The following is a 20079-nucleotide window of genomic DNA, read 5'->3' on the forward strand; positions in this document are numbered from 1 at the left end:
ATGGAGATGCAACGATGAAGAGGAGACATGCGGCAGCTTTCTCCGTTGCTGGCGTGATGGCGGTGCAGGCGCATGCGCAAAGTACCGTCACCCTATACGGCATTGTCGACTTGGGTGTGCAGTACACAAACAGCGCGCAAACTTCACGTGCAGGCGGCGTTCCGCGAGGTGCGTCGCAGTTTGCATTGACGGATGCGCACGCTACCGGCTTGAGCGGTAGTCGCTGGGGTATAAGAGGCGCTGAGGACCTGGGAGGCGGGATGAAAGCGATCTTCGCCCTGGAAAACGGCTTCCTCGCCAATACCGGAGCGCTTGCACAAGGCGGCGCCGAATTCGGACGTCAGGCGTGGGTTGGCATATCCAGTCAATGGGGAACGGTAACCGCGGGCCGGCAATACGATCCGCTCGTCAACTACGTACAGCAGTTCGCGGCCTCTGGAACGTTTGCCGGCTACATGGGCGCGCATCCGGACGACCTGGATAACCTGACCAACACGAACCGCATCAATAATTCAGTCAAGTTCGAGTCGGCCACCTATGGCGGCTTCAGAGCCAGCGCACTTTACAGTTTCGGCGGTGTCGCTGGCAGCGTCACTCAGAACCAGATCTGGGGGTTGGGCGCAGGCTATACAGGGGCAAGTTTCGCGGCAGCGGTGGGATATCTGAACGCGCGCGATCCGAACGTCTCGTTCTACGGCAACACGCCTAACAAGGGCACAGCAACCGCAAACAATCTCGGTTCGGCGGGAAGCGCGACTTCGCCTGAGTCCAATCCCGTCTATGCTGGCTACGCGTCGGCCAAGACGTTGCAGATCATCGGCGGTGGCGCGTCATACACCTTGGGTGGCGCAACGGTCTCGCTGGTCGGCACCAATGTCCGGTTTGATTCGCTAGGCTCGTCGTCGGGCCCGAATCCGCTCGGCTATACGGGCGACGCGATATTCACGAGCATCGATCTCAATGCGCGCTATTTCCTGACCCCGTCATTGCAGTTGGGGGCGGGAATCGACTATACGCATCGCAACTCCGTCAAGGGCGACGAAGGCGCGAAATACCTCCAACTGGATCTGGGCGCCGACTACAGTCTGTCGAAGCGAACCGACGTCTACGCACTGACAGTTCTGCAGCGCGCCATGGGCCGCGATTCGCTCGGACAACCCGCTGTCGCCTCGATCGCAGGGTTTAGCCCGTCGTCGACTGACAAGCAGATCGGCGTGCGCCTGGGCATCCGTCACAAGTTCTGATTTTGACCGGGCTGCGCCGCGCGCTTGCGTCCTGCAGCGCGCGGCGCCGTCTTGTCAGACGCTTTCGCCGGCGCAGCAAGCCACCGTTCGAAGCCCTCCAGAAGCACACGCAGACCTTCATCGAAGGCGCGGTCCGCGCTCAACTCGGAAAACGCCTTGCCCACGAGCTTTGCTGCGGGATACCTGTCGTCCGAAGCGGCCTCGAACTTTCCGCGAATATACGCCGAGTGCTCTGCGGGTGACTGGCGTCCCGCAGCCGAGATGCTCGACGACAACAGGAATTGCGCGAGAAGGTGATAGGCCAGCGCCGTCTGATCCGCCGAAAATCCGCCCTGAAGAAAGCAGGACATCGTGTGATTGAAAAGCGCGAGCCCGTAGTCGATTTCGCCGGGAGCGACGGATTGGAACAGTCGAAATCGGTTGTGCGACGCGATATACAGGCTGATGCCGGGGATATCGAGCGCAATTGAATAGGAAATCCGGGCGATCTTTTCGATGTCCGAACGCCAGTTTCCGGTGAGCGCCGGCAGGGCTTCGAGCCGTCGACGGTAGTGGCTGTTCAGTACGCCGGAGATGAGATCGTCTCGACTGCCCAGGTAGTAGTGAATCAATCCCGGCGCGACCCCCATTTCCTTGGCGATCTGAACCATCGACACCTGATCGAGCGGCATCGTGCGCGCCATGTCGGTCGCACGATCGATGATCACGTTGCGCGACAGGATCGGTTCGGCGCCAATGGCCGAAGCAGCTTTCGGCGGCCGGCCGCGTCGTCGCGGGGCAGTTTCAGCGATCACCTTATCTGTTTTTTTGGATGCAGCCGTCATGGTGTGCAAGCGGTCTCGGGAAAGTACTGACAGTCTACCTAGAAAATTTAATTGACACCCATCGCAATTAAATCCTACCATGCCTCCAACATCTCAATATTTGCAGGAGGCAACGTGGCTGAAATCGAGAGGGCGGAGGTTACCGCGGGACTTCGGGGGGCGAATTGGGACCCCGCGCTGATGCGCCGCCCGTACAAAGTGGTGCCTTATTCGCTTCAGACGTCCGACGGCCAAAAGACGCTTGGTTTCCTCTTCACGAGGTCCGGGAAGGAAAAGACGGTCGTTTCGATCATGCACCCCCGCGAAATGTCGGTGACGCACTACCTCGTTCCGTCGGTGCTCGATGCCGGCTGCGCCTGCTGGGTGCAGGGTCCGCGCTCCATCGGCAACGATCTTCGTCTGGAGCATGAGATTGCGCTTCTCGACGTCGCGGCCGGAATGAACCATCTGCGCTCGCTCGACTTCGAGAACATCGTCCTTCTCGGAAACTCCGGCGGTGGCGCGCTCTATGCGTTCTATAACCAGCAATCGAAGCTGGCACCGGAAGATCGTGTCCGGCGTACGCCCGGAGGCCGCCCGACGGGTCTGCATGAAGCGCACATGCCGCTCGCTGACGGCCTCGTTCTCGTCTCGCCGCATCCGGGGCAAGGGGCCATTCTTCTGAACAGCCTCGACCCGAGCGTGGTCGACGAGAGCGATCCGATGTCCGTCGACCCGTCGCTCGATCCCTTCAGCGCAGAGAACGGATTCGACCTCGATGCTCGTGAAGGACATTACTCACAGGAATTCGTGGAACGCTATCGAGCAGCACAACTCGTTCGAGCACAAAAGCTGGATGCCCACGCGCGTGAGTTGATCGGCCGTAAGCAGGAAGCACGCAAGAGGGTCAAGGAAGGCACCGCCGGCGGTGTCGATCGACGCGTTGCGGGCTATGCACCGATCTTTCAGGTTTGGAGGACCGATGCCGATCCGCGCGCCTGGGACATCTCTATCGACCCCTCGGACCGCAAGGTGGGTTCGCTGTGGGGAAGCGACCCCTTTACTTCGAACTGGGGAAGTGTCGCCTTCGGTCGCGTGGTCACACCGGAGTCGTGGCTTTCGACGTGGTCGGGTGTGTCGAGCAACGCTTCTTTCGCGAAGTGCGCGTCATCCATCGAAGTTCCGACTTTGCTTCTCGAATACACCGGCGATCAATGCGCGTATCCGCAAGACTTCGATCGCATCTACGCCGACATCGCCGCAAAGGACAAGACAAGGGCCAAAGTGCGCGGTAATCACCATGGAATGGCACTGACTCGAGATGAGCCATCGGGTCGCGAGGCGGCGGGTGAGCATATCGGCGCCTGGCTCAACAAGCACTTTGCCGGTTGATGCTGCATTCACAGACAAATACGGAGACGCAATTGAACGAGACGGAATTCAGGCCAAAGGAACTCCTGAATGGAGTTCGATATCCCGATGCCGATCGGCTGGCCCGTTACATGGAAGAAGGTGTACTCGGAAAGCAGTCCCTTCGCGCTGCGCTGCGCGAATCGTTCCGCAACAATGCGAATCGCAATGCGCTGGTAGGCCCCGAAGGAGAATTCACCTACGCCCGGTTCGATGACCTCACAGACAGATTTGGCGCTGCTTTATTGCAGCAAGGGGCACGTCCGTTCGATCCGGTGATTCTCCAGTGCGGCAACTGCAATGAACTTCTGATTGCGTTCATCGGATGTCTGAAGGCCGGGCTGATTCCGCTGTGCGCATTGCAGGCGTTTCGCAAGCACGAGATCTCCTATCTGGGCAATCTGTGCGAAGCCGTCGTGCATGTCGTGCAGGGCGACGATCCGAAATTCGACGACGTTGCGTTTGCAGAAGAAATGCTCGAAAGCGTTCCTTCGTTGCGCCTCATCGTGCAGGCACGCGGAGAGCAGCGCGGCAAGGCGAATACGCTGTGGTCGCTGATCGAAGGTATGGATCGCGCGCAAGCTCGCCGCATGTTAGACGCCATCCCGGATGACCCGTTTCAGGTCGCGGTCTTCCAGTTGTCGGGCGGCACGACCGGCGTACCCAAAATCATTCCGCGCTTTCAGAACGAGTATCTGCTGAACATGCGCGAGGTCGCGAAGTGGAACGGATATCACAAGGACGACGTGCTGTTCATGCCGACTCCGTTCATGCACAACATGAACATGGCCTGCTTCTTCGGACCGATGATGCTCGTCGGCGCGAGCATCACGGTCTCTCCCGACATCCGACAAGAAACGCTTTGCGGTCTTATCGAACGTTACGACCCGACATGGTTTGGTCTGGCGGGGCCGATCTTGTCGCGGGTGACCGACCAGATGCGTCTGGCCTCTGAAGAGGGCAAGCAACGCCGCAAGCTGATGGGGCCGAAAAACGCATCGCGTCTGCGGGAAATGCTGGGCTCACCCTGCTATCACATCTTCGGGATGACCGAGGGCGTGATTATGTTCACTCATCCATCCGACCAAGAGTCGATTCTCGATGAATCGGTCGGACGGCCAGTCTGTGCTTATGACGAGGTGCGGATCGTCGAGCCCGGGACCGAGACCGACGTGCCCGATGGAGAGATCGGAGAAGCATTGTTCCGCGGCCCTTACACGATCCGGGGCTACTACAAGTCGGAGAAAGAGGACGTGCATCGTTTTACTGCTGACGGGTTCTATCGCTCAGGCGATCTGATGATGGCGAAAATCACCGACGGCAAGCGCTATTTCTATTTTCGCGGGCGCACAAAGGACGTGGTGGACCGTGGAGGGGAAAAGATCAACGCTGAAGAGCTCGAAAACGTCATCAACACTTGCCCGCAAGTGCATGCATCAGCGGTTGTAGGCATGCCTGATCCGATATACGGCGAGAAGGTCTGCGCATTCATCGTTCCGATGCCGGGCCACGCTTCCATCACGCTTCCTGAATTGACGAAATTCCTCGAAACCGAGGGGCTCGCGAAATTCAAATGGCCGGAGCGGGTGGAAATCGTCTCCGAGTTCCCCCTTACCGCATCGGGCAAGCTGAGCAAAGTTCTGCTGCGCAAGCAGGTGATGGAGCGCCTCGACGAGGAGCGCGCTCAATCGACCACTACTCAAGGATAAGTCATGAATCGCCCAGAAAAAGCGACCTTCCTCTCCCATCCTGTCCTTCGTGGCGTACATCACACGGCTCGTCCGACCTGGAAGCTCGAAGATACCGTGCATTTTTATCGCGACTTGCTCGGACTGCCGCTTGTCCACGCGATTTCCGCTAAAGGCTGGGGACCTGCAAACCATGCCGACTTCCTCCACTTCTTCTTCGACAGTGGGAACGGCAGCACGATCGCATTCTTCTACTACATCGGTACGGAGCAGCCCGAAAAGCACATTCCGACCGATGACTATCAGGACCGGGCTACTCATACTGCGTGGCTGGTCTCCGATGCGAACGAGCTCAAGGAATGGCGCGCCCGAGTGGAGCAGGCCGGCATCCCGCTGCGCTATCAGGTTCGTCATGAAGTGATCGAGTCGATTTATTTCAACGACCCGAACGGCTATCCCATCGAAATCACTTACCAGACGCGGCCGTTCGAGGAAAAAGACAAGGGCGATGCGATGCGGACCCTCGAGGCAGCGATCGAACTCGAGCGCGCGAGCCGTGATGGCGCGACGTTCGACAGCATAGAGCCCGTCTGGCAGCGCAAAGGCGATCGTCTCAACGATTCCGAACCGGTGACAGTCGCTTCCGTTTTCGTTCTCGACGTGCCCGAGTTCAGTGCGCTCGTAGAAGCAGCGGACGCGACCGATGGCTATAAAACCACGCGCCTGAACGACGGTTACATTCGGATCGATGGAGCGCCGGGCATCACGTTCGAACGCAAGGCGCTGGGATTCAAGCCGGCGGTCTGGTACGGCGCGTTGACCGGAGGACTGGTCGGATCCATCAAGCAGTTCGACACTGACAAGCTGGTAATCAATCCCGCGGTGCATTCATGAAAATAGATATTGTCGGAGGCGGTCCCTCCGGGCTTTTCCTCGCGATTCTTCTCGCGCATCAGGCTCCGCATGTCGAAACGGAGGTGATCGAACAGAACGCGGCTGATGCGACATTCGGTTTCGGCGTCGTTCTTGCCGATACTGGCCTTTCGCGCCTGAGCGACGCGGCACCGGAAGTCTGCGCGGACCTCATGAAAGCGATGAAATTCGGCGCCCAGCAGAACATCGTCCATCAGAGGAGTACGCTTGCCGTCAAGCGCCCGGGACAAGGCGGCGGCGCGATCCCGAGACTGACACTGCTCGATATCCTGCAAGATCACGCAGCGCGCCTCAACATCCCCGTGACCTATTCGTCACGCGTCAACGATATCGATTCCTTGACCGGCGATATTGTCGTGGGTGCCGACGGCGTCAATTCGCTAGTGCGGGCTAGTGACGAAACTGGCTTTGGCACTACTAAGCGATATTTGACGAATCACTTCGCGTGGTATGGAGTGGGAAAGGCGTTCGAATATCCCGCACTCGTGTTTCGCGAGTATCAGGGCGGCTACTTTGTGGCGCACTACTACCCGTATTCCGAGACGATGAGCACCTTCGTCGCGGAGTGTGACGACCAGACCTGGAACCACTTCGGTCTCGAACAGTTATCGCTGGATGAACGGCAGAAGCTTTTCGAAACAGTCTTCGCGTCGGAGCTCGACGGTTTCGGCCTGATCTCGAACAACTCGGTATGGCGACAGTTCCCCGTCATCCGCAACGCCAACTGGTTCAGCGGCAACCGCGTTCTGATCGGCGATGCCCTCGCGAGCGCGCATTTTTCCATCGGATCGGGCACTCGTATCGCCATGGAGGATTCGATTGCGCTCGCTCAGGCGATCGCCACCAGCGGCGAAGACGTTCAGCGTGCATTGTCAGCGTACGTCGAACTGCGCAGGGAATCGAAGGATCGTCTGATCCACGCATCCGAGGCTTCATATCTCTGGTACGAGAACATCCGCGAGTGGATGACGACGTTTTCCTCGCATCAGTTCGTCTACCAGTTCATGACGCGCACGGGCCGGATAGATGCAGCACGCTTGCGGGAACAATATCCCGAACTCGTTCGAGAGCTTGAACGTGCTGGCGCGATACCCGCCAACGAGGCACTCTTATGATCGGCAGTTACGAGTATGTTCTGAGTGAAGTTCCGTTCACCGTGCGCCGCACGGCGCGCTGGGCGGACTGCGATCCCGCTGGAGTGGTCTACACCGGAAAGTTCAGCGAATACGTCCTCAGCGCCGCGGCTCTGTTCGAGCAACACATCGCCGAGGCAACTGGCGGGTCGGGGAAATCGCTCGGCGAACTCTTCAACGTCGGATTGCCTTGCCGTGGCATGACATTCGACTTTACGGGGACCCTGTGGCCGAACGACAGCATCGATATCCGGTGCGGCATCGGGGAGGTCCGTACTCGATCCTTCGACATTCATTTCGACGCCCGCTCGCCGGATAACAAGCCGATTTTCACCGCGACATTCTCGCCCATCTGTGTACGCATCGACGCGCGCGTAGGAACTGACATTCCCGCTGCAATGAAAGAGGCGCTCAAACGATTTGCAAGCAAGCCGCTTCAACAAACGGAGTTGACATGAATTTTCGCATCGGGCAGATCGTGCCCAGTTCGAACATCACGATGGAGAAAGAGATTCCAGCGTTGTTCGCATCCTATATGCAGGCTCACCCCGAGCATCAGTTCACCTTTCACGCGAGTCGCGTGAGGATGCACCGGGTCGTTCCGGAGGAACTGGAGCGGATGAATCGTGATATGGGACGTTGTGCTGTCGAACTGGCCGATGCCCGCGTGGACGTGCTCAGCACCGCCTGCCTCGTCGCGATCATGTGCATGGGTCCTGGATACCACCAGACCGCCGCGCAATCGCTCACTGACGCGCTGATCGAGCATCCCGCGTCGCCGCGCGTCATGACGTCGGCAGGCGCGCTCGTCGATGAGCTAAAGAGCTTCGGCGCCAGGCGTATTTCGCTGATGGCGCCGTACTCGGATGCACTCACGAAGCGTGTGATCGACTACATCGAAGCGGAAGGCATCGAAGTTCACGACGCGATCAACTTTTCGATCGAGGATAACCTCGACGTCGGTGCGCGCGATCCGATGCTTCTGCTCGACGACGTCAAGAAGCTCGATGTGAAGGGCGTCGACACGGTGGTGTTGTCAGCGTGTGTCCAGATGCCGTCTTTGCCGGTCATCCAGAAAGCGCAGGAGATGCTCGGCATTCCTGTCACCTCGACTGCCGTATGTACCGTCCGGCAGATGCTGAAACTGCTCAACCTCGATCCTTCCGCTCTTGGCGCGGGCGCATTTCTCGGGGATACACGCGGGCTCTAGACCTCGTCGAAGACCACCGTCCACGCACGATATAAAAGACATATGGAGACACCCATGGAAAACGCAGAAGTCGCGAGCAGGTCGAAGAGCACTTACGTCCGGAATGTTGTCGGCGCGGCTTTGGGGATGGCAGTCGGCTTTGCTGCCATATTCATTGCCACCAATGGTGTCTTTATCCCATCGATTGTGCGGGACTTTCATTGGGGACGAGCTCAAGCCTCGCAGTCGTATTCCGCATCGATGTTAGGCCTCGCTCTGGTAAGCCCGCTCGTCGGCGTGCTGATGGACCGCTTCGGTGTCAAGAGGGTCGTATTCGTGTCGGCACTCGCATTTGCGATTGCGATGGCATGCATGGCGTTCCAGACCGGCAATACCGTAAGCTGGATCGCACTGTCCCTCTTGATCGGCATGGCCGGCGCCGCTACGTCCGTCCTCGGTTACCTGACGATCCTTCCGCAATGGTTCGATCGGCGGCTCGGACTCGCAATCGGACTCGCGATGGTGGGTCTCGGTAGCGGAACCGTCGTCATGCCGGCGTTGTCGGCCTATCTGATTACGCAGGTCGGTTGGCGCCACGCTTATCAGGTGCTCGCTGCAATCTCGCTCGCCGGTGCGCTCGTCGCGTTTCTACTGCTGCGCGAGAAGCCGGGCATTCAGCGCAAACTTCGGAGGCACACCGGTTCCGGTACTTCGCTGGCCGGTGTTGGTCCGGTACGCCGTCGCGCGCTGAAGGTGTTCCTGATTTTTGCGGGTGCGCTTTGTGCATCGACTGCGGTCCTGTCTCTGGTGCCTCATCTTCCGGCGCTGCTGATGGATCGAGGATTCAGTGCTTCCGAGGCGGCACGCTGCGCATCGCTTGTGGGACTCGGCATTCTGATCGGTCGACTCACCTCCGGCCTTCTCGTCGATCGCATTCATGCACCGCTCGTCGCGTGCATGTATTTCGCGTCGGGTGCAATTGGTTTCGTCTTGCTGCGACAGATCGAATCTTATGAGGGTGCGCTGCTTGCATCGGTTCTCGTCGGCCTGGCTATTGGGGCAGAAGGCGATCTCCTTTCTTACTTGACGCGTGCCTATCTCGGGATGGAGAAGTTCGGACTGTTCTACGGAATTGTCTTTTCCGGCTATTCGCTCGGTGCGGTGTTCGGTCCGATGGCCACCGGCCATTATTTTGACGCCACCAGGTCCTACGTGTTGCCGATGCAGATCGCTCCGATTCTGTTGCTTGCGGCGTGTCTGTTCCTCCTGAGTCTTGGACGCTATTCGAAGCCCGGCACTCACGGAAGCGGATCCTTGAATGGCGTTGCTGTTGCGAGCAAATGAACCGTTGTCGAGGCAAAGCCGAAGGAGAAGAAGGCGAAGCTCGCGAGCAAGAAGAGCACGAAGGCGTCCGCCGGGAGCGAGTCCTGAACTTGTGCGCGTCCGTGTAGTAAAGGTGCCGGGCAGTCATGTCGGCTGCCCGGCTCCGACAAGCGGTGTTCGTCGTGTGGCATCAACCGCTCATCCCACCCAATACGCTCATGATTTCCTCGGCGAGCAGCCGGCTCGCCAGACCGTGCCCCTGCTTTTCGCGGCGCACGAGCGAGAGCACGTTCTTGCTGAAGACACGGTCGCGAATCGGCCGATAGGTGAGCACTTCCTGACGATGCTCCTCCACGATGTCGTACTTGCTGAGGAACGCGATGCTGTCGCTCGCGGCGGCGAGACGCTTCATCGTTTCGATCGAGTTGGTCCGGAAAGCCGGCTCGATATCGAGTCCCGCTTCCTCGAAGGTATCGGCGACGATGCCGTGCATCAGCATGGAGCGATCAGCAAAAATCAGCGGATAAGAGGTGCAATACGCGAGCGGGATCGAGTCCATGCGCGCCAGTGCGTGGCCGGGCGCGATTACCGCGCCGAGGCTCGTGTCCTTTTCCCAGAGGCTTTCCAGTTGTGGAGACGCAGGCAGGTTGAAACCCAGACCCAGATCGGCCTCGCCGCTGGCGAGCGCATCCGCGATGTCTCGCGCGAACATGACTCTGATCGAGATCTTGATGTGCGGATGGTTCGCACCGAATGTCGCCGCCGCCGTCGATGCGATGCCGCTGGCGAGGCCGGTCAGCGTGGCGATGATCACCTCGCCTTTCTGCAACGTCTTGAGGTCGCGGATTTCGGCTTCGACCTGACGGTAGTCGAGGATGGTCTTGCGCACGTGGGCAAGCAGGATCTCGCCTGCCGGCGTCGGCCGCAGCCCCCGCGGCAGGCGCTCGAACAGCGGCTCGCCGATTTCCTCTTCGAGCTGCAGCAAATGCTTGTTGATGGCCGAAGGCGCGATGTGCAGCTTCTCGCCGGCCGCGCGGATCGAGCCGGAACGCGCCACCTCGTCGATATAACGCAGCAACCGTGAATGAAGCATCGTCGCCTCCGTGTCTGGCGCTGATCGTACTCGAAAAGTGCACGCTCCGTGCAAAAAACACTGCTTTTTAGAATCGCTCGATTCGGACTTAATGGCACCAGTCGCAGTCGCCGACGATCGCCTCGAAAGCGCGCCGCTCATGGAATATCCGCGCGGCCCTTTCAGGCAATCGACCCTGACCACGTGTCCGGTTGCGGCGCGGCAATACGCAGGGCTCAGACCAATCGATGAAAGAGAGACAACCATGTACCAGGAAGTCAGCGAGAGAAACGTTCCGGCAGCGGCACAGAACGGCCAGGTGAATGCCCATTACGACCAGGTGAGAGCGATCTTCGACGTGCTCAACGGCAAACGGGAGGCCGATCTGCTCCTGAAGAATCTGAACATCCTCGATGTACACAGCGAGACGGTCTATCAGGGCTCGCTTCTCGTGTATGACAAGCGCATCGTCGCGCTGAATCCGGACGAGGCGGCGATCAGGGTGCGCGAGGTTTTCGATGGTGAAGGCCTGTACGCGATTCCCGGACTGATCGACGCCCACGTGCACTTCGACGCACAACTGGCGCATCCGGCCGCCTTCGGCGAGGCCATCGTCCCCTGCGGCACGACCACGATCTTCTCCGAGTGCCTCGATTTCGTGAGCGCGGCGGGCGCGGACGCGGTGCAGGCCACGGAGCAGCTCTTCAGCAACCACGAGCGGCTGCCATATCGAGTGTACGCATTTGCGCCCGGAAAGAAGACCTCGGTCGAAGTCACGGACGCGCTGCTGAAGATGGACCCGGTGATCGGCCTCGGCGAACTCGCACACCTCACTTACAGCGTGGGTAACGACGACGACTTCCGCAAGTCGGCGCTGGGCCGCGCGAAGGGCGGTTTCATGAACACGCACTGGGGCGTCACGACGCTCTCGGAGATGATGTTGAACTACATGCCCGCGATCGGCGCCTTCGCCAATCACGACGTCTGGAAGGAGGACGACATCGAGAAAAGCGTGCGCTACGGGCTTCAGACGCAGATCAAGTTCGGCGTCGGCAGCAGCGAGGTGATCAAGATCATGTTGCGCGCGATCGTCAAGCGCAAGTGGCCCGCCGAGAACTTCCAACTGTGCGCCGACAACATCTCGGTGGACCGCCTGTTGACCAGGGGCCACATGGACTGGATCGTTTCGCTGTGCGCCGAGATGGGCATCGAGCCGATCAAGGCGATCAAGATGGCGACCCTCTACACGGCGCGCGCCTTCCGCATGGACAACCGCATCGGCTCGCTGACGCCGGGCCGCTTCGCGGACATCGTGCTGACGGACAGTCTGTCGAAGATCAATCCGCGCTTCGTGTTCAAGGATGGCGAACTGGTCGCGAAGGATCGCAAGCTGCTGAAGCAGACCGACATCGACTATTCCGGCATGGTGACGAAGCCGGTTCCCGGTCTCGGCGATCTGACGGCGGAGCAACTGGATCTCGTGCCGCTCGAGATCTCCGCGGATGGCGCGCAGGCGAAGGTGTACCTGTTCGATGTCTATGGCCGCGGCCACGAAAAGTTCTATCAGGAAGTGTGGGTGCCGTATCGCGACGGGAAGGTCGTCGCCGAATCGGGCGGCCTGAAGCTCAACCGCATTTCGGTCGTGCAGCGCCATGCGAACGGCGAGCGTCATGTCGTGAATGGTCTCTTCAAGGGGGTTCATATCGATCGCGGCGCGGTGGCGACTTTCTGGCCGGCGCCCAAGGCGTACTTCGTCGCGGTGGGTCAGGACAGCGCGGAAATGTGCCATTGCCTCCGGGAAGTCGATACGTATGCGGGCGGCTGTGTCGTCACCGACAATAAGGAGGTCAAGGCGGTGTTGCGGCTGGACATCCGCGGCGTGCTCGCCAACATGAGCCTGGCCGATCTGCTGAGCGCGACGCGAGCGATCGATGCGTCGCTGGAAGAGATGGGCAACCGTAACGAAGGCGAGCCCGTGGTGAACAAGCTGCTGACCTTGTTCATCTCGCTCGACCGCTTCGGCTTCATGGTGTGACGCGAACGCGGTAGCCGGACGCGGCCGACGTGCGCCTCGGGCCCGCCGGCCGCGGCCGGCGCGTCGAGAGCGCAAATCCGCGCGCATCCCGGAGGCGCTCCACCACAGCGCGATGCCGCTCAACGACCAGTCGACGGCAACGCATCGAGGCACACAGACAACCAAGGGACAGTAATGGCGCACCACGCAAGGGAAGCTGAAGTCATCGATACCGGAAGTCTGAAACGGCGTTGGGCCACGTATGTCGCCGGTATCTACATTCTGACCATGGGCATCAGTCTGGCGATACGCGCGGGCATCGGCATATCGCCGCAGAGCAGCCTGACCCGAACGATGACGCTCGTCTACACGCCTCTGAGTCAGGGCACATACAACTTCATCCTTGAGTTGTTCATGCTGTTCCTGACCTATCTCGTCGCGCGCAAGGACTTCACGCTCAAGAACTTCGCGTCGCTGATTCCGGCTTTCGTGCTGGCTACGTGCCTGGATCTGAACCTGATGCTGACCCGCTCGATCGGCTTTCAGGACTATTACCTGAAGTTCCTGCTGCTTGCCTTCGCGGATGCACTGCTCGCATTCGGCTTGTTCCTGATGATTCGCGCGAATCTCGTGTTGATGCCCATCGACATGTTCGTCAACACGCTTTTTAAACGCACGGGACTGAAGTGGGGGGACATCAAGACGAGTTTCGACTGCACGTTATTGATCGTCAGTGCGGTGATCGGGTTCACGTTTCTCGGCGGGCCGAAGTTTATCCGCGAAGGCACGTTCATGAACGCCATCCTGGTGGGTCAGTACATCAAGCTCTATTTCTTTCTGTTCCGCAGAATCAGGACGGCCGTCGCATCGCATCAAAGAAGGATTCTGGAACAGCGTCCTTTCTAATCGCAACCGGCTGCTCGCGCATAACACAGTGATCTGACGAAGCACAGCCGGCCTGCGCGACCGGCTTCCTGTCCGCTGCATTCACAACATTTCCACTGCGAGATGTCGATCGACGACGTCGGCATCCACTCGCCATTCGAAAAGCAAAAGAGATCGAATCATGTTCATGGAACGTGCCCGCACGGCTTTGCCGAAAAAGAAATGCCGATTAGCCGCAGCCATCTTCTGCATGGTAATCGGCGCCGAAACACACGCGCAATCGAGCGTGCAGTTATACGGCATTGTCGATAGCTGGGTCGGCATGCAGAAGTATCCGGGCAAGTCCGCAAGCTGGCAGGAAGGAGGCGGCGGTCTATCGACTTCGTTCTGGGGCTTCGGCGGCAAGGAGGATCTGGGCGGCGGCTACAAGACGGTTTTCGCCATCGAGGGATTCTTCCGTCCGCAGAGCGGCGCGTACGGTTCCTTTAACGGCGATCCGTTCTTTTCCCGCAATGCCTATGTCGGACTCGCGACGCCGGCGGGCACGATCACGCTCGGGCGCCAGAGCAGCCTCCTGTATCTGCAGGCATGCCAGTTCAATCCGTTTTATGCGTCGTTCACTTTTTCGCCGACCATCGTGCAGATGTATGCGGGGCTTGGTACTTATCCGGCATATAGAACGGATCAGGGTATCGTCGGCGGGACGGCGTGGAGCAACGCGGTCCAGTATGCGACGCCCGATCTGCACGGCCTGACAGGACACGCGATGTATGCGTTCGGCAGTGGCGGCCCGGATAACGGAAGCCGGCAATATTCGGCGCAGGCGACGTACCGGATCGGTTCCTTCACCGCGGGTGCAGTGTATCAATACGCGAATTTCAATTCGACGGCGGGCGATCTGAATTCGCTGTCGCGTGGATTTCGGAATCAGATGGCGGCACAGCTTGCGGCCTCTTACGAGTTCACCGCGGCCAAGCTGTACGCCGAATACACGTACACCGGCAACGATGTGATCAACAGGAACTTCCACGTCAACATGGTCGAGGGCGGGGCGACGATCGCGGCCGGAAACGGCCGGATTCTGGCGTCGTACGCGTATTCGCGCGATACCGGCGGGCTCGATCAAACTCGTCAGACGGCGTCGCTCGGTTACGACTACACCTTGTCCAAGCGCACCGACATCTATGCCGTCTACATGTACGACCATTTCACCGGTTTGTCGTCCGGGGAGACTGCGGGAGTGGGCATCCGCACTCGATTTTAGGGGCTTCGGTTCGCTGAAGAGCGTGGCCGGCGAGAATGACACCGTCACGCGAAGCAATGCTACCGTGCTACACTGAAATCAAGGAGATGGCATTCCTCCTTCAACCGCCAAAACATCGGCTGATGATGCCTACGAGTTCCTGGGTGCAGGAGGTCGTAGGCTGTCCATATGTGGCGCCTGCCACCCAGGTTTGATGTTCGATCGAATCTGGAAATCATGAAGCGTATTCAATCTGTTGAGCAGTTTGCCATGCTGCCTTACCTGGCACGCTGGCTTTTGCTTTCGTCCGTCCTCGGCGTAATGGCAGGGTCGGCGTCGGCGCTGTTTCTCTACGCGCTGGACTTCGCCACCGACACACGTATCACCCATCCGTGGCTGCTCGGGTTGCTTCCGGTCGCGGGACTCGCGACGGGCTGGATCTACCATCGGATCGGCAAACCCGTGGAGGGCGGCAATAACCTGTTGATCGACGAGATTCACGATCCCCAAAAAATCGTGCCGAAGCGAATGGCGCCGCTTATCCTCGCCGCGACCGTCGTCACACATTTGTTCGGCGGTTCCGCGGGGCGCGAGGGCACCGCCGTGCAAATGGGCGGTGCACTCGCCGATCGCGTGACGCACCTCTTCGGTCTCGACAAGGCCGAGCGCCGGATCTTGCTGATGGGTGGAATCGCCGCCGGTTTTTCCTCAGTGTTCGGCACGCCGCTCGCCGGAGCGATCTTCGGGCTCGAAGTGCTTGCCATAGGAAGATTGCGCTATGACGCACTGCTCGCGTGTCTGGCCTCCGCCATTGTTGCGGACGAAACGTGCCGCCTTTGGGGCATTCACCACACCGTCTATGCGATTGCCTTCACGCCGCCGGTCACGGCACTCGGACTGGCTTCCGCTTTGGTTGCGGGCAGTGTCTTCGGTGTGGTCGGCATGCTCTTCGCGGACTCGACACATGCATTGTCGGCGTTCTTCAAGCGCAAGATTGCGTGGCCGCCGTTGCGTCCCTTCGTGGGCGGCGCAATCGTCGCGATCGGCGCTACTTTGCTGGCGACGCCACAGTTCCTGGGTCTAGGCATTCCGACGATCGAAGCGGCGTTTCGCGGCGACTTGCCGGTGTACGACTTCGCCGGCAAATTTGGTTTCACTGTCGTCACCCTGGCGTCCGGTTTCAAGGGTGGGGAAGTCACGCCGCTCTTCTACATCGGCGCGACGCTAGGCAATGCGCTGGGACACGTTCTTGCTTTACCCGTGCCAGTCCTTGCAGGGCTCGGGTTTGTCGCAGTATTCGCAGGCGCGGCCAACACGCCGATCGCCTCGACCGTCATGGCAATGGAACTTTTCGGCACGCACATCGGCGTTTATGCCGCGGTGGCTTGCGTCGTGAGTTATCTGTTTTCCGGGCACACGGGCATCTATCGCGCGCAGCGAGTAGGACATGCAAAACACCTCGTCTTGCCCGAGGGCATTCGTCTTGCCGACATTCCGGCGCTCCGGCGCGCTCGAAAAAAGCCGGCAACGACGGTGCCTCCTGCCGTGCAATCATAAGATTCTCAATTCTGTTTCGACATGAGCAACCTCGTTTCTCTACGTCTTTTATTTCATGAAGCTGGACCGGTTCTTGCGCTGAGGTTCTCGCAACGTGACGCTTGCTTGTTAGGGATTCGACGCGGCGTCAAGATGCGTTGACTGGTGGAGATGGCATTCTCCCAAACCGCCCGCTCGGGCTGATGATGCCTACAGGCCTGGAAGCAGGCGCTGTGGGCTCGTCCACCGGCCTCGCAGTTCAACGGCGTCGATCCTCAGTGGCGCCTTCTTCCAGTGTTTTGTCGTCGGTGGTCGATTTTTGCCGTGCGAAGTCTCGCACTCAGGCAAACGTCGATTGTCGGCGTGCACGGAAGATCTCCCATGACACAGATCATCGACTCGGTCGAATCACGACACTTGCGCATTGAGCCTGAGCAAGCTGGAGTGTGCCAGACGACGTTCAAGAGCGTTCTCTTTCATGATGGCCGTTCCTTGAAGGAGATCGAGCAAGCGACGCAGCCGGACGTCTTCATCGACCTCAATCTCGATCAGGTAATCGATGCTTTGCTCCGCGGGCGCGATGAATACGAGCTCAGACCGTATTTCAATGTTCCCCTGAACGACACGCGAGCGATTCTTTATCGGCACGAGGTCATGCGCGATCTCGAGCGCACGGAGATCATGTCGGCGGTCGTGGCTTTCGCAGATGACATGAGGCTCGTGCGTCGCCAACTGGCCGTTGCTGCAAAAATGCACTATCGCTGGCAAGAGCGGCGTTACCTTCTCGATGGCGCACGCCACTACGGGGCGTGTGTCGACGCCTTTGCCGACGCGCTCAAAAAAGCAGAACCGCGATCCGCGGGCTTAAGGGCGTTCCTCGATGTGCTCATCCAGTACGCACAGAGTCCGGTGTTTCGAGCGCTTGTCGCGGACGAGTCCACGATCCGGAAAGCCCTGGACGACGTTCGCTACAGCGTGCTCATCAAGGGCAACGCCGTAACGGTCAGGCGGTACGCGGGAGAAGTGGACTACAGCGAAGAAGTACGGCGCGTCTTCGAAAAATTCAAGCAGGGCGCGGTAAAGAAGCGAGAGATCGAAAGCAAAGACTACCCCGACATGAACCACGTCGAAGCGACCGTGATGGATTTCGTTGCGCGGCTGTATCCAGAGGTCTTCGATCCATTCGAGACGTTCTGTGGCTCGCATGCCGACTTTATCGACCCGGTGATCGCGCGCTTCGATCGGGAGATTCAGTTCTATGTTGCCTATCTGGAGCACATGACAAGCACCAAAGCTATCGGATTGTCGTTCTGCTATCCGGTGCTTTCATCGACATCAAAGGGCGTGCGGAGCGTGCAGGGATTCGATATTGCGCTTGCCGAGAAGCTGCGCGCCGCGAAGAAGCCTGTCGTTTGCAACGATTTCCATCTCGAAGGCGAGGAACGGATCATCGTCATCACCGGGCCCAATCAGGGCGGCAAGACGACCTTTGCCCGCGCGTTCGGGCAGTTGCATTACCTCGCTGCCGTCGGCTTGCCCGTGCCGGGAAGTCAGGCGCAACTCTATCTGTCTGACCGAATCTTTACTCATTTCGAGCGGCAGGAAGACATGAAGAACCTTCGTGGCAAGCTGCACGATGACCTGTTTCGCATTCACGAGATACTCGGCGGGGCAACTTCCAGAAGCATCATCATCATGAACGAGATATTCAGTTCCACCTCGCTGAAGGACGCGCTCTATCTGAGCCGAAAGGTGATGGAGCGCATCATGGAACTCGATGCGCTCTGCGTCTACGTCACGTTCATAGAAGAACTATCCACGCTAAGTCCGCAGACGGTCAGCATGCTCAGCGAAGTGAAGCCCGACGCCATTGCATCCAGGACCTTCAGGGTGGTACGCCATCCCGCCGACGGCCGATCTTATGCGATGACCCTCGCCCGACAATACGGCCTCACGTACGAGAGACTGAAGGAGAGGATCGGATCATGAAAGCATATCTGCTCTATCCCGACGCGGACTTCCAGGTCGACGATGAATTGCCGTGGGGTTCAGACGTGCTCACCGCCGATCTCGAGCTGGAGACGCTCTTCGCGACCATGGCGCAAGGTGACGGCTTTCTTCTCGACATTGCTAGACAGACTGTACTCAGATCGCTCGCGACGCCTGATCTGATCTTCTACCGCCAGGCTATTTTGGGCGATTGCGAGAAGCATGTGGACGCAGTCAGGCTTCTTTATGACATTGCTGTCGAAGCTGTCGAGATCGAAAAGAAGACGTACTTTGGAATTTACTCGCATTATCCCGCTGCAATCCTCAGTAGCTCGCGCGACCTGATGCAGTCGTTCATTGCGGTGCTCCGCAAGCTCAGGAACGTTGCAGACGCATCGATCGGCGAGTTTCGCTCCGAGGGCTTCACGCGCTTTTTCGCAATGATCCGGCAAGAGCTATCCGACGAGTATTTCGACACGCTCGCGACGCATCTCAAGGAGCTCAAGTTCGGCCATGGCACGCTGATCAGTGCATCGCTTGGCCGAGGCAACAAAGGTGTCGGCCATACGCTACGCAAGCTCGATGAAGCGGATCGAAATTTTCTCAAACGACTGTTCGAGCGTCACGCACCATCGTACACGTTCCATATTGCCGACCGTGATGAAGCGGGCGCACGAGCGCTGTCTGAACTCGAAGGACGTGGCATTGGCCTCGCTGCAGATGCGGTGCATCAGTCTGCCCAGCACGTGCTGAGCTTCTTTCAGATGATCCGGGTCGAACTGGCGTTTTATATCGGCTGCCTGAACCTCATAAATGCGCTGGAAGCAAAAGGGCAGCCGACGACGTATCCGGTTCCGATGGATGCCGCAGATCGTCAGCACGGTTTCGAAGGCTTGTATGACGTCTGTCTGGCGCTTCGTGTAGAGAAGCCGGTCGTGCCCAACGATGGCGATGCGCCTCAGGCTGAGATCTTTGTGATAACCGGGGCTAACGAAGGTGGCAAGTCCACCTTCTTGCGCAGCATCGGAGTTGCGCAGATCCTGATGCAGGCCGGGATGAAAGCAGGAGCACGGACCTTCAGCGCGAATGTTGCGAACGGCGTCTTCACGCACTATAAGCGAGAGGAAGATGCCTCGATGACGAGCGGCAAATTCGACGAGGAACTCGTACGAATGAACGCGCTTGCCGACCACATCAAGCAGGATTCGATGGTGCTCTTCAACGAGTCCTTTGCCTCGACCAATGAGCGTGAGGGATCGGAGGTGGCGCGCCAGATCGTCCGCGCGTTGGTAGAGCAGCGCGTGAAAGTCCTGTTTGTCACGCACATGTACGACTTTGCTCACAGTTTGTTTGAATGCATGCGTGGACGAGGGGTCTTCTTGCGCGCAGAGAGGTACGAAAGTGGAGAGCGGACGTTCAGGGTCGCACCTGGAGAGCCGCTTGAAACGAGCTATGGCGAAGATCTGTACAGAGTTATCTTCGATGAATCCACGCAGCCGGATGGGAAAGACGAACGCCGTTTTGAAAGCGCGGAGATCCCGAGCGGCAGATGAAGACGTTGTGCCGCTGCGTGGAATTGACTGGTGGCAACTCGTGACCGCGTTGTTCGGAGTCGCG

17 protein-coding genes and 2 riboswitches are annotated in these 20079 nt (G+C 59.0%); of the genes, 14 read left to right on the forward strand and 3 right to left on the reverse strand.

Features of this window, described 5'->3' with window-relative positions; all coding sequences use genetic code 11:
• The first annotated feature begins 14 nt into the window (after window positions 1-14).
• Window positions 15-1244: a porin gene (locus U4Y90_RS16405; protein WP_321795988.1), complete on the forward strand. Its 1230-nt coding sequence runs from the start codon at window positions 15-17 to the stop codon at window positions 1242-1244.
• On the opposite strand, the gene U4Y90_RS16410 is transcribed toward U4Y90_RS16405, so the two are convergent.
• Window positions 1232-2068 carry a TetR/AcrR family transcriptional regulator gene (locus U4Y90_RS16410; RefSeq protein ID WP_321796148.1) on the reverse strand — a complete coding sequence of 279 codons (837 nt, stop codon included), beginning with the start codon at window positions 2066-2068 and terminating at the stop codon, window positions 1232-1234. The genes U4Y90_RS16405 and U4Y90_RS16410 overlap by 13 nt on opposite strands.
• A 180-nt stretch (window positions 2069-2248) precedes the next feature.
• Here U4Y90_RS16410 and U4Y90_RS16415 point away from each other — a divergent pair, with 180 nt between their 5' ends.
• The 7 genes from U4Y90_RS16415 to U4Y90_RS16445 are packed head-to-tail and all read left to right on the forward strand — an operon-like array spanning window position 2249 to window position 9744.
• A complete protein-coding gene (locus U4Y90_RS16415; RefSeq protein ID WP_415749368.1) occupies window positions 2249-3439 on the forward strand; it encodes an alpha/beta hydrolase in 1191 nt (396 codons plus the stop codon).
• A gap of 32 nt (window positions 3440-3471) precedes the next feature.
• Window positions 3472-5166: an AMP-binding protein gene (locus U4Y90_RS16420; RefSeq protein ID WP_321795992.1), complete on the forward strand. Its 1695-nt coding sequence runs from the start codon at window positions 3472-3474 to the stop codon at window positions 5164-5166.
• Between the two features lie 3 nt (window positions 5167-5169).
• A complete protein-coding gene (locus U4Y90_RS16425; RefSeq protein ID WP_321795994.1) occupies window positions 5170-6039 on the forward strand; it encodes a VOC family protein in 870 nt (289 codons plus the stop codon).
• Window positions 6036-7193, forward strand: a complete 1158-nt coding sequence (locus U4Y90_RS16430) for an FAD-dependent monooxygenase (RefSeq protein WP_321795996.1) — start codon at window positions 6036-6038, stop codon at window positions 7191-7193. The genes U4Y90_RS16425 and U4Y90_RS16430 overlap by 4 nt, the downstream gene beginning before the upstream one ends.
• Window positions 7190-7669 (forward strand): acyl-CoA thioesterase, encoded by a 480-nt coding sequence (locus U4Y90_RS16435; RefSeq protein ID WP_321795998.1) that lies wholly within the window; start codon window positions 7190-7192, stop codon window positions 7667-7669. Before U4Y90_RS16430 ends, U4Y90_RS16435 begins: the two co-directional genes overlap by 4 nt.
• Window positions 7666-8421 carry an Asp/Glu racemase gene (locus tag U4Y90_RS16440; protein WP_321796000.1) on the forward strand — a complete coding sequence of 252 codons (756 nt, stop codon included), beginning with the start codon at window positions 7666-7668 and terminating at the stop codon, window positions 8419-8421. The genes U4Y90_RS16435 and U4Y90_RS16440 overlap by 4 nt, the downstream gene beginning before the upstream one ends.
• 54 nt (window positions 8422-8475) lie before the next feature.
• Window positions 8476-9744, forward strand: a complete 1269-nt coding sequence (locus U4Y90_RS16445; protein ID WP_321796002.1) for an MFS transporter — start codon at window positions 8476-8478, stop codon at window positions 9742-9744.
• A 169-nt stretch (window positions 9745-9913) separates the two neighbouring features.
• On the opposite strand, the gene U4Y90_RS16450 is transcribed toward U4Y90_RS16445, so the two are convergent.
• Window positions 9914-10816, reverse strand: coding sequence for a LysR family transcriptional regulator (locus U4Y90_RS16450; protein ID WP_321796003.1), 903 nt, complete (start codon window positions 10814-10816; stop codon window positions 9914-9916).
• 244 nt (window positions 10817-11060) lie between these two features.
• Between U4Y90_RS16450 and U4Y90_RS16455 the strand changes: the two genes are divergently transcribed.
• Both U4Y90_RS16455 and U4Y90_RS16460 read left to right on the forward strand, forming a co-directional pair.
• Window positions 11061-12830, forward strand: coding sequence for an adenine deaminase C-terminal domain-containing protein (locus tag U4Y90_RS16455; protein ID WP_321796005.1), 1770 nt, complete (start codon window positions 11061-11063; stop codon window positions 12828-12830).
• Between the two features lie 174 nt (window positions 12831-13004).
• Complete coding sequence (locus tag U4Y90_RS16460; RefSeq protein ID WP_321796007.1) at window positions 13005-13715, forward strand: YczE/YyaS/YitT family protein; 711 nt, start codon at window positions 13005-13007, stop codon at window positions 13713-13715.
• Window positions 13716-13796: 81 nt separating this feature from the next.
• Here U4Y90_RS16460 and U4Y90_RS16465 read toward each other — a convergent pair whose 3' ends face one another.
• On the reverse strand, window positions 13797-13946 hold the full coding sequence (locus tag U4Y90_RS16465) for a hypothetical protein (RefSeq protein WP_321796009.1): 150 nt from the start codon (window positions 13944-13946) through the stop codon (window positions 13797-13799).
• Here U4Y90_RS16465 and U4Y90_RS16470 point away from each other — a divergent pair.
• The 4 genes from U4Y90_RS16470 (at window position 13882) to U4Y90_RS16485 (ending at window position 20015) form a co-directional block, all read left to right on the forward strand.
• The gene (locus U4Y90_RS16470; RefSeq protein ID WP_415749369.1) at window positions 13882-14958 is read left to right on the forward strand and encodes a porin; all 1077 of its coding nucleotides are present in this window, start codon (window positions 13882-13884) and stop codon (window positions 14956-14958) included. The genes U4Y90_RS16465 and U4Y90_RS16470 overlap by 65 nt on opposite strands.
• Before the next feature lie 73 nt (window positions 14959-15031).
• Window positions 15032-15097: riboswitch (Fluoride riboswitch) on the forward strand.
• A gap of 77 nt (window positions 15098-15174) precedes the next feature.
• Window positions 15175-16494, forward strand: a complete 1320-nt coding sequence (locus U4Y90_RS16475; RefSeq protein ID WP_321796012.1) for a voltage-gated chloride channel family protein — start codon at window positions 15175-15177, stop codon at window positions 16492-16494.
• Between the two features lie 137 nt (window positions 16495-16631).
• Window positions 16632-16693, forward strand: a riboswitch (Fluoride riboswitch).
• Between the two features lie 161 nt (window positions 16694-16854).
• Complete coding sequence (locus U4Y90_RS16480) at window positions 16855-18462, forward strand: MutS-related protein (protein WP_321796013.1); 1608 nt, start codon at window positions 16855-16857, stop codon at window positions 18460-18462.
• A complete protein-coding gene (locus U4Y90_RS16485) occupies window positions 18459-20015 on the forward strand; it encodes a MutS-related protein (RefSeq protein ID WP_321796014.1) in 1557 nt (518 codons plus the stop codon). Before U4Y90_RS16480 ends, U4Y90_RS16485 begins: the two co-directional genes overlap by 4 nt.
• The last annotated feature ends 64 nt before the right edge of the window (window positions 20016-20079 follow it).

The organism is Caballeronia sp. J97, from assembly GCF_905220305.1.
GTDB lineage: Bacteria > Pseudomonadota > Gammaproteobacteria > Burkholderiales > Burkholderiaceae > Caballeronia.

What these genes read in the sequence shown, in the direction of transcription:
- U4Y90_RS16460 (WP_321796007.1), top strand. Translation starts at nt 13,005, where the DNA reads ATGGCGCACCACGCAAGGGAAGCTGAAGTCATCGATACCGGAAGTCTG.
- U4Y90_RS16450 (WP_321796003.1), bottom strand. Translation starts at nt 10,816, where the DNA reads ATGCTTCATTCACGGTTGCTGCGTTATATCGACGAGGTGGCGCGTTCC.
- U4Y90_RS16475 (WP_321796012.1), top strand. Translation starts at nt 15,175, where the DNA reads ATGAAGCGTATTCAATCTGTTGAGCAGTTTGCCATGCTGCCTTACCTG.
- U4Y90_RS16440 (WP_321796000.1), top strand. Translation starts at nt 7,666, where the DNA reads ATGAATTTTCGCATCGGGCAGATCGTGCCCAGTTCGAACATCACGATG.
- U4Y90_RS16405 (WP_321795988.1), top strand. Translation starts at nt 15, where the DNA reads ATGAAGAGGAGACATGCGGCAGCTTTCTCCGTTGCTGGCGTGATGGCG.
- U4Y90_RS16480 (WP_321796013.1), top strand. Translation starts at nt 16,855, where the DNA reads ATGACACAGATCATCGACTCGGTCGAATCACGACACTTGCGCATTGAG.
- U4Y90_RS16470 (WP_415749369.1), top strand. Translation starts at nt 13,882, where the DNA reads ATGGAACGTGCCCGCACGGCTTTGCCGAAAAAGAAATGCCGATTAGCC.
- U4Y90_RS16485 (WP_321796014.1), top strand. Translation starts at nt 18,459, where the DNA reads ATGAAAGCATATCTGCTCTATCCCGACGCGGACTTCCAGGTCGACGAT.
- U4Y90_RS16415 (WP_415749368.1), top strand. Translation starts at nt 2,249, where the DNA reads ATGCGCCGCCCGTACAAAGTGGTGCCTTATTCGCTTCAGACGTCCGAC.
- U4Y90_RS16455 (WP_321796005.1), top strand. Translation starts at nt 11,061, where the DNA reads ATGTACCAGGAAGTCAGCGAGAGAAACGTTCCGGCAGCGGCACAGAAC.
- U4Y90_RS16430 (WP_321795996.1), top strand. Translation starts at nt 6,036, where the DNA reads ATGAAAATAGATATTGTCGGAGGCGGTCCCTCCGGGCTTTTCCTCGCG.
- U4Y90_RS16445 (WP_321796002.1), top strand. Translation starts at nt 8,476, where the DNA reads ATGGAAAACGCAGAAGTCGCGAGCAGGTCGAAGAGCACTTACGTCCGG.
- U4Y90_RS16435 (WP_321795998.1), top strand. Translation starts at nt 7,190, where the DNA reads ATGATCGGCAGTTACGAGTATGTTCTGAGTGAAGTTCCGTTCACCGTG.
- U4Y90_RS16425 (WP_321795994.1), top strand. Translation starts at nt 5,170, where the DNA reads ATGAATCGCCCAGAAAAAGCGACCTTCCTCTCCCATCCTGTCCTTCGT.
- U4Y90_RS16410 (WP_321796148.1), bottom strand. Translation starts at nt 2,068, where the DNA reads ATGACGGCTGCATCCAAAAAAACAGATAAGGTGATCGCTGAAACTGCC.
- U4Y90_RS16465 (WP_321796009.1), bottom strand. Translation starts at nt 13,946, where the DNA reads ATGCAGAAGATGGCTGCGGCTAATCGGCATTTCTTTTTCGGCAAAGCC.